We start from the raw sequence: 8,825 nt of genomic DNA, 5'->3' as shown, positions 1-8,825 counted from the left end.
GGGGTGGCGCCGGTGGGGGGGGGGCGGGGTCCCCCCCTCGGCCCGTTCCCCCCCCCTTGGCCCCGCGGGGGGGGGGGGGGGGGGGGGGGGGGCGGCCCCCCCCCCCCCGACACCCGGACACACCACCACCCCGCCCACATACCCCCAGGGGTACCATGGGTGGCAAGGAAAGGAAGGCGACCGCATGACCGTCGACGAGGAGGCCTCCCGCGAGGTGCTCAACCGGCTCCGCCGCGCCCAAGGGCAGCTGACCGCCGTGATCTCCATGATCGAGGCCGGCCGCGACTGCAAGGACGTCGTCACCCAGCTCGCCGCCGTCTCCCGGGCCCTGGACCGCGCCGGCTTCAAGATCGTGGCAAGCAACATGCGCCAGTGCATGAGCGCCGCCGCCAACGGCGACACCGCGCCGCTGAGCGAAGCCGAACTCGAGAAACTGTTCCTCTCCCTGGCCTGAGCTTCCTCCGCTTTGACGGACACCGTTGATGTTGCCCCGGTTTAATGGGCACAGATGTTGAGAGAGGTATGGTTCGGCGATCTTCCGAAGGAGATCGTTGATCGTGCCCAAGCCCTATGCGCCGGAGTTCCGGCGGCGTGCCCTGGACCTACTGGCGTCGGGACGATCGGTCCGGGACGTGGCCGCATCACTGTCGATCGCCGAGTCCTGCCTGCACCGATGGAAGCGCCAGGATCTGATCGATCGGGGCCTGCAGACCTTGGGTCCCGCAGCGGTGGAGTCGGCTGCCCTGGCCGAGGCCCGGTCGCGGATCGCCGAACTGGAGAACGAGGTCAAGATCCTGCGGAAGGCCGCGGCGGCGGTCGAGCAGGTGGTGCCCCCAAAAGTCCGGTTCGCTCTGGTGGCCGAACCGGCCCTTGAGGGCGTCCCGGTCAAGCAGGCATGTCTCGCGCTCGGGGTGTCCCGGTCGGGCTTCCATGACGCCCGCATGCGTCCGCCTTCGGCCCGCGCCATCCGCCATGCGTGGCCGACCGACCAGATCACGGCCATCCATCAGGCATCACATCAGACCTACGGATCACCCCGAGTGCGTGCCGAACTCGTCCACGGCCACGGCGTGGTCGTCTCACGCAGAACAGTGGCGGAGCTGATGCGCCGAGCGGGCCCGGCCGGACTGCCGTTGCGCCGGCGAGCCAAGCGGGTCCCCTCGGCGATAACGGTGACCGACCTGGTCAAACGTAACTTTCATCGCGACGGACCGAATCAACTGTGGGTCACCGACATCACGGAACACCCCACCCGGGAGGGAAAGCTCTACTGCTGCGTGGTCCTGGACACCTACTCCCGCAAAGTGGTCGGCTGGGCGATCGACTCCCGGCAAAGAGCCGACCTGGCAACCTCCGCGCTCGGTATGGCAATCGATTCCCGCGGCGCCGCCGGCCTGGTCCCGGACGGGATAATCCACGCCGACCACGGCACTCGGTTCACGTCGTGGACCTTCACCGAACGCGCACGCCGAGCCGGACTGCTGCCCTCCCTGGGCACCATCGGCGATCCCTACGACAACGCCGTGGCCGAGTCGTTCCGGGCTCGCATGCAGACCGAACTCCTCGACCGGCAGCGCTGGCGGACCCGCGTCGAACTTGCCAACGCGATCTTCGAATACATCGAAGGGTTCTACAACCAGCGCCGACGACACTCAGCCCTGGACTACATGACCCCGGTACAGTTCGAAACCGACACCCACCCGCCGAAGCTGATCTCCTCACCCCCGAGTCCGTGAAACCGGGGCAACATCATTGTTGAGGGTGGCGAAGAACAACTCGGCGAGTACGTCGTCCCGGCACCGGCCGGTCCGCCCGACCCCGACGCGGTGGTACCGACCGGCATCGACGAGGAGGACACGACGCCGAGGCGGACGACCGGCGCGCGGGTATGGGTCCTGGGCACCGACGAGCACGACATCCGGGCCCGCCGGCGGACCGCGTGTGGTGCCCCCGGCACCGGTATTGGGCAAGCGAGGTCCGGCTATCGGGCCCCTCGACACGGGCGCGCTCCCCGAGATCGACCTCGCGCACCGGGTCCACCGACGCCTCGCCCGAGGCGACGACGGCGCGATGCTCCACACCTGGGCGGCGGCGATCACCACCGCCGGCAACGACCGCGGGCAGAGCGTCTCTCCGTCGTGGGGCTCCCGAATCCGGGAGGATTATGCATGCACGAGCGAGCATTGTTGTGACGCTTCCGCAGGTCGGAGCGGTTCAATGAATTCATCGAACTCCGCCGTGAGGAAGAGGGATTCCGTGTTCGCCGCCTATGGTTTCAATGCCGACTCGACAGCCCGGACCGCAATGGGCGAGCCGCTGGTCCACTTGCTGTTGAGCGGCCCGAACGCGGACAGCCCCGGCGCGGGCGGACCCTGCGTCGTCTACCTCGTCTCCCGCTCCGCGTCCGACCCCGACATCGTCCACGTCACCGAAGGGTGAACCGGCGAGGAGGACCACCACCGGGCCTTCGCCGGCAATACCGCGCAGGCCGTCATGGCCCAAGTCGAAGGGCTGCCGGCCAAGGAGTCCGAGTACACCGACTACATCCCGGTCCGCGGCAACGCCGCCTTCCGAACCCCGGACCGGTTCCCGCCTCCTGCCGCCTCGGCCCCAGCACCGCTTCGCGAAAGACCCTCGACCGTTGGCGCGCCGTCCTCGGCGATTTCACTCCCGACGAGATTCCACCGTACGTCGAACTCCACGTCCGATCGGGCGGATTCCACGGATTCGACGCCCTGTACCCACAGGCGCGGATCTCCATGACAGCCCGGCAAACGCATGACGGATGACACACGAACAAGGAGAACCCACATGGAAGCAGGGTCGAAGCGGCGGCTGACCGCGGGCGCGACGGCGCTCGCCATCGCCGGATGGGCGCTGCGGGACGTGCCCGCCGAGTTCGGCGGCAAGGCATCCGGCGAACGCCTGGCACGGATGCTGCGTTCGCCGCGATTCCACGACGGGATGTTCCACAACTCGGTGCCCTCGAGCGTCGCCGTACCAAGTGGGCCGCCCCCACAGGTCCTCCGGGAGATGATGGGCAACCGCGACCGGCGGCACCCGGCGGGGCCGGTTCCGCTGGTCACGCACCCGGCGACCCCGGCGTCCGCCGACGGCGTGAGCGCCGTCTGGTACGGCCATGCCAGCACACTCGTGGAGATCGAGGGACGGCGGGTCCTGTTCGACCCGGTGTGGAGCAAGCGGGTGTCGCCGTCGCAACTGGTCGGCCCGAAGCGGCTGCATCCCAATCCTGTGCCGCTCACCGCCCTCCCCGCGCTCGACGCGGTGGTCGTCTCCCATGACCATTACGACCACCTGGACCGGGCGACCGTACTCGAACTGACCGCCACGCAGACCGCGCCCTTCATCGTGCCGCTTGGCATCGGCGCACACCTGGAGCGCTGGAGGGTCCCGGCCGAGCGCATCATCGAACTCGACTGGGAGGAAGAGGCCGAGGTCGCCGGTCTGCGCTTCACCGCGACCGCCGCCCGGCACTTCTCCGGCCGCACGTTCAGGCGCAACGACACCCTGTGGGGCTCCTGGGTCGTCGCGGGCGCGCAGCGCAAGGTCTTCTACGCGGGCGACTCGGGCTACTTCGACGGCTACGCCCGAATCGGCGGCGAACACGGTCCGTTCGACCTGACGCTGATGCCGATCGGCGCGTACAACCGGAACTGGCCCGACATCCACATGACCCCGGAAGAGGCCGTCGCCGCCCACCTCGACCTGGGTGGCGGCCTACTGCTGCCGGTGCACTGGGCGACGTTCAGCCTGGCACCGCACCCGTGGACCGAGCCGGTGGAGCGCCTGCGCCTCGAGGCGAAGGCGACCGGCGTTCACCTGGCCCTGCCGCGGCCGGGAGACCGCGTGGACGTGGGCAAGACACCGGAGGAGGCGGCTTGGTGGGAACTGTGAGGCAGGGCCCGGGGCGTGGCGCAGACCCCGTCACCTCACCTTCGGCCCGCATCGACACCGTCGAAGGATGGCCCGCGCGGGGACTCGCCCCCGTCTGCGCCGCGTTCCGGGCCCGGCCACCCGCGAACCCCCGGCACCGGGCCGACCACGCGGATCGGCAGTTCCCCCTCCCGCAGCCGCTGCCCGCCGCGGCCGTTCTCCACCGCCACAAGCTCGGCGAGGATGGCCAGCGCGGTGTCGGCCAGGTCGCCCCCGCCCAGATCGAGGCCCGCCGGGCCGGATATTCGATGCACTCCGGGGACTTCGGCCAGTCGTCGCAAGCGTTGCGTGTGCGTGGCCCGGCTGCCGAGGGCCGCGACATATCCGGCGGGGCCGGACAGGGCTGCCCGCAGGGCCCGGTCGTCGATTCGCGGATCGTGGCTGAGGGCGACGACGGCGTCTCGGGGGCCGAGGGGGTGACGGGCGATCCATTCGTCCGCCCAGCTGCGGACGACCGTGGCGCCGCCGAAGGAATCCCCCGAGGCCACGTGGCCCGGCCGGGGGTCCAGGACGACGACGTCACGGCCCAGCGATCCGGCCAGGGTGGCGATGATCGCGGCGAGGTCCGTGGCGCCGATCAGGAGCAGCTTCGAACGGCCGGCCAGAATCTCCGTGAACGCCGGATCGCACTGCGGGAGTTGATGTAGTTCCGCAGACACCGACCAGGGATACGGCGGTCTCAGGGCGACCCGGACGAACAGCCGCCGGTCCTCGGCCAGCGCCGTGGTGATCCGGGAATGGATCGGGTCGGCCGGGGCGGCGGCGATGAGGACTCGCAACTCCCCGGCACAGGAGGGTGTTTCCTCCCAGGGCAGCAGGTGCCCACCGGGTGACACCGGGATCACGGCGGGTGGCGCTCCGGCGAGCACGTCCCGGGCCGCGTCGAGGACGATGCCCTCGACGCAGCCACCGGAAAGCGAGCCGCGCCAGGTCCCGTCCTGCGCCACGGCCATCGTCGCGCCGAGCGGCCGGGCTCCGGGGCCGTCGCGGCCGATGAGCCGGGCCAGTGCGACGGGAAGACCCGTACGCCGGCAGTCGTCGACGAACGGCCAGACCTCGCGAAGCACGTCCGGTTCACTCCCCCGTCGGTGGTCGGTCTTCCATGACGCGGTCCAGCCGGAGGGGCAGGCTCCGCTGTCTGGTCCCGGTGGCGTGCCAGACCGCGTTGGCGATGGCCGCTGCGGTGCCGACGGTGCCGATCTCGCCCACGCCCTTGATGCCGGAGGGGTCGTCGGGTTCGTGGTCGGGGACGAAGTCGGCTTCGACGTCGGGGATGTCGGCGTGCGCGGCGATGTGGTATCCGGCGAGGTCCGGGTTGACGTTGCGGCCGGTGACCCGGTCGCGGATGCCTTCCTCGTACAGGGCCATGGACAGTCCGGTGATCATGCCGCCGACGACCTGGCTGCGGGCCAACAGCGGGTTGACCACTCGGCCCACGGCGAACATCCCCAGGAGTCGCCGGATGCGGACCTCGCCGGTCGCCGGGTCGACGGAGACCTCGGCGAACACCGCGCTGTGGGCGTGGCGTTCGCGGTGGGGCAGGGCACCGAGTTCCTCGGTGGTGTCGGCGGTGACGGTCACCGGCGGCACCGACCCGGTGAGCTTGGCGGCGGCCGTGGTGATCGCCCAGGACCAGGATGTCGTGCCCCGGGATCCGCCCGCACTCCAGGCCGGGCCGAGGTCACTGTCGGCGAACTCCAGCCTGATCCGGCCGGTGTCGACCCCCAAGGCGTCGGCGGCGATCGCCGTCAGGGCGGTGCGCGCGCCGGTTCCGATGTCGCTCGCGCCGATGGACACGGTGAAAGTGCCATCGGTTTCGGCGGTGATCGACGCGGAGGAGGGCAGCGCTCCCGTGCCGAAGGCGGTCGCGGCCAGTCCGGTGCCCACGAGCAGGTGCCCTTCCTGCCGCTGCCGGGGCCGGTGGTCACGTCCGGCCCAGCCGAACCGGCGGGCCCCCTCCTGGAGGCAGCCGACGAGATTTCGGTGACTGAACGTCAACCCGGACACCGGGCCCACGCTGGGTTCGTTGCGCAGCCGGAGTTCGAGCGGGTCGATCCCCAGTCCTTCGGCCAGTTCGTCCATGGCCGATTCGAGCGCGAACGAGCCGGGTGTCGGTCCGGGGCCGCGTACGGAGAAGGGCGGCGCGATGTCGAGGGGGACCGTGGTGAGTCGGGTGCGGATCGCGGGCGCCGCGTAGAGCGTCCTGGTGGGTTCGACGCAGTTCTCCACGTACTCGGCGAGCGGTGACTCCTCGAACACCGCCTCGTGGTGGATCGCCCGGAGGCGTCCGTCCGGGTCGGCGCCGAGGCGGACCCGCTGCCGGATTCGCGGTCTGGGCGGAGTCGCCAGGAACACCTGACGGCGGGTCAGAGTGACGCGTACCGGACGTCCGAGAACAGTGGTGGCCATCACCGCGAGAATCAGCTGTGGTCCGCACTGTCCTTTGGATCCGAAGCCACCGCCGACGTGCTCGGCACGGATACGTACCGTCTTCGGGTCCAGGGAGAACAGCGTGGCCAGGGTGGTCGCGACGATGAACGGCCCCTGGTTGGAGTCGAAAGCCTGGAGGCGTCCGTTCTCCCACCACGCGGTCGCGGTGTGCGGTTCCATGGCGGCGCAGTGCTGTTCGACGGTGTGGTAGACCTCGTCCACGACCACCGCGGCCTCGGTCAGTTCCGCGTCGACGTCGCCGATTTCGACGTCCTCGCCGAAGATGGTCAGCGCCGGGCGTTCCGCCGGGTGACCTTCACGGAAGACGCAATCGTGCGCTTCCTCGTCGTAGGTCACCGTGAGCGCGGCCGCCGCCGCGCGGGCCTGCTCGGGCGTTTCGGCAACGACCAGCGCGACCGGTCGGCCGGCGTGCGGGACGGCGGCGTCCTGGAGGAGGAGAAGGCTGCCGTCCGGACCGAAGAATCCGCCGGCCGCCGGATTGAGCCGGGGCGCGTTGCGGTGGTCGATGACGCCCAGCACTCCGGGCATGTCGTCGACCCGGGAGATGTCCCGGATGTGTCCCCGGGCCACCGTGGACGTGACGAGGCAACCGTGGGCCAGGTCTTCGAGGGGTTCGTCCGCGGCGTAGCGGGCGCGGCCCGTGACTTTGCCGGGTCCTTCGAGCCGAGTCCGCGGCACTCCGACTGCGGGTGGGGGTTTCACCGGGTCCTCCCCTGGGCCAGTCCGGTCAGCACGGCCTCGATGAGGTTGCGGGCCAGCGGCACCTTGTAGGCGTTGTCCCGCAGAGGGCGGGCGGCGGACAGTTCGGCCGCTGCGGCGGCCCGAAAGGCGTCGGCGGTGGCGGCTCCGCCCAACAGGGCGATCTCCGCTGTTCTCGCGCGCCACGGCCGGGATGCGACTCCGCCGAGGGCGATACGTACGCTGGTGACCGTGTCCTCCTCGACCTTCAGGGCCGCGGCGATGGATACGGTGGCGAAGGCGTAGGAGGCCCGCTCGCGGACCTTGCGATAGCGCGACCCGGGAGCTGTCGCGGCACCCGGCAGAGCGATGGCCGTGATCAACGCCCCCGGCGGCAGTGCGGACACCCGCTGTGGCGTGTCACCGACCGGTGGGTAGAACTCCGCCAGCGGAATCCCACCGGGCCCTTGGAGGCTCTCGTAGTGGACGACCGCGTCGAACGCGGCCAGTGCAACGGCCATGTCGGAGGGATGCGTGGCCGCACAGTGTTCGGAGGCTCCGAGGATCGCGTAGTTGTGGTGCTCTCCGGCGATCGCCGGGCAACCGCTGCCGGGTTTGCGTTTGTTGCACGGCTCCGAGACGTCACCGAAGTAGGAACATCGGGTCTGCTGAAGCAGGTTGCCGCCGAGCGTGGCCATGTTGCGCAGTTGACCCGACGCGCCGGCCAGCAAGGCCTGACTGAGCGCCGGAAAAAGGCGCCGCACCCGGATGTCGGCGGCGGCGTCGCTGTTGCTGGTCGTCGCGCCGAGTATCAGGCCGCCGTCCGGTGTTTCCCGGACCCCATCGAGGGACAGCTGACGTACGTCGACCAAGCGTGTCGGTGTCTCCACGCCCTCCTTCATCAGGTCGATGAGGTTCGTCCCCCCGCCCAGGTATCGGGTTCCGCCGCCGGCGGCCAGGGTAAGCGCCTCCCGGACCCGAGCCGGCCGGTGGTAGGTGAACTCCTTCATCGGGCCGCTCCGGACTCCAGGATCGCGCGCACGATCGACGGGTGTGCTCCGCAGCGGCACAGGTTGCCGCTCATGCGCTCACGCACCTCGACCTCGTCCAGGGCCGGCACCGGCCCGGCGGGGGTGACCGCACTGGGCCAACCCGCCGCGTGCTCGGCCAGCATCCCGACCGCCGAGCACAGCTGGCCGGGGGTACAAAAGCCGCACTGGAAGCCGTCGTGTCGAATGAACTCGTCCTGGAGTGCGGTGAGTCGACCGTCGCCGGAGAGTCCTTCGACGGTCGTGACCGCGGCGCCGGCGGCGGCCACCGCCAGGGTGAGACAGGAAAGGACACGCCGGCCGTCGAGCAGCACGGTGCAGGCGCCGCACTGCCCGTGGTCGCAACCCTTCTTCGGCCCGGAATGGCCGAGGTCCTCCCGCAGCGCGTCGAGCAGTGTCCTGCGGTTGTCGACGGTCAGCCGTCGTGGCACGTCGTTGACGCGTAGGAGAAGTTCGCTGTGGGTCTCGCCGGGCATCGGCAGTCCTCCCCGGAGGGTGCGCAGGGGCTCTTCGGTGACAACCATGCAAACAGCCCGGCCCACCGAACGGATTGACCAGAGCTTGCGGACCCTTGCACATTCCTGCCGCTGCCCGCGACCGGGCCCGACGGGCCCGGGCCGCTTGTGCGAAGCTCGCAAAGGCTTGCCCGAAGCTGCCTGTCCGAGAGGATCCTCCGATGGCCTTCTCCACCAA

Annotated in this window: 7 protein-coding genes and 2 pseudogenes; 5 read left to right on the top strand and 4 right to left on the bottom strand. The window is 70.4% G+C overall.

The features are described 5' to 3' along the window. Positions 1-184: 184 nt before the first annotated feature. From ACFRCG_RS06740 to ACFRCG_RS06720, 5 genes and pseudogenes are all read left to right on the top strand, one after another. Entirely contained in the window at positions 185-454 is a 270-nt protein-coding gene (locus ACFRCG_RS06740; RefSeq protein ID WP_380029487.1) for a metal-sensitive transcriptional regulator, read from the top strand. 103 nt (positions 455-557) lie between these two features. After that, positions 558-1,736, top strand: a complete 1,179-nt coding sequence (locus ACFRCG_RS06735) for an IS3 family transposase (RefSeq protein WP_380029485.1) — start codon at positions 558-560, stop codon at positions 1,734-1,736. A 520-nt stretch (positions 1,737-2,256) separates the two neighbouring features. After that, positions 2,257-2,571: pseudogene (locus tag ACFRCG_RS06730) on the top strand (antibiotic biosynthesis monooxygenase); the annotation flags it as partial. Between the two features lie 71 nt (positions 2,572-2,642). Then, positions 2,643-2,789, top strand: a pseudogene (locus ACFRCG_RS06725) (alpha/beta hydrolase); the annotation flags it as partial. A 22-nt stretch (positions 2,790-2,811) separates the two neighbouring features. Further along, positions 2,812-3,915 carry an MBL fold metallo-hydrolase gene (locus ACFRCG_RS06720; RefSeq protein ID WP_380029483.1) on the top strand — a complete coding sequence of 368 codons (1,104 nt, stop codon included), beginning with the start codon at positions 2,812-2,814 and terminating at the stop codon, positions 3,913-3,915. A gap of 35 nt (positions 3,916-3,950) precedes the next feature. On the opposite strand, the gene ACFRCG_RS06715 is transcribed toward ACFRCG_RS06720, so the two are convergent. The 4 genes from ACFRCG_RS06715 to ACFRCG_RS06700 are packed head-to-tail and all read right to left on the bottom strand — an operon-like array spanning position 3,951 to position 8,608. Further along, complete coding sequence (locus ACFRCG_RS06715) at positions 3,951-5,021, bottom strand: XdhC family protein (RefSeq protein ID WP_380029481.1); 1,071 nt, start codon at positions 5,019-5,021, stop codon at positions 3,951-3,953. Positions 5,022-5,028: 7 nt separating this feature from the next. After that, positions 5,029-7,107, bottom strand: coding sequence for a xanthine dehydrogenase family protein molybdopterin-binding subunit (locus tag ACFRCG_RS06710; protein WP_380029479.1), 2,079 nt, complete (start codon positions 7,105-7,107; stop codon positions 5,029-5,031). Further along, entirely contained in the window at positions 7,104-8,093 is a 990-nt protein-coding gene (locus tag ACFRCG_RS06705; protein WP_380029478.1) for an FAD binding domain-containing protein, read from the bottom strand. The genes ACFRCG_RS06710 and ACFRCG_RS06705 overlap by 4 nt, the downstream gene beginning before the upstream one ends. Then, a complete protein-coding gene (locus ACFRCG_RS06700) occupies positions 8,090-8,608 on the bottom strand; it encodes a 2Fe-2S iron-sulfur cluster-binding protein (protein WP_380029476.1) in 519 nt (172 codons plus the stop codon). The genes ACFRCG_RS06705 and ACFRCG_RS06700 overlap by 4 nt, the downstream gene beginning before the upstream one ends. Between the last annotated feature and the right edge of the window lie 217 nt (positions 8,609-8,825).

Source organism: Embleya sp. NPDC056575, assembly GCF_042793325.1.
Classification (GTDB): Bacteria; Actinomycetota; Actinomycetes; order Streptomycetales; family Streptomycetaceae; genus Embleya.
This window is presented reverse-complemented; position numbering and strand designations above follow the sequence as displayed.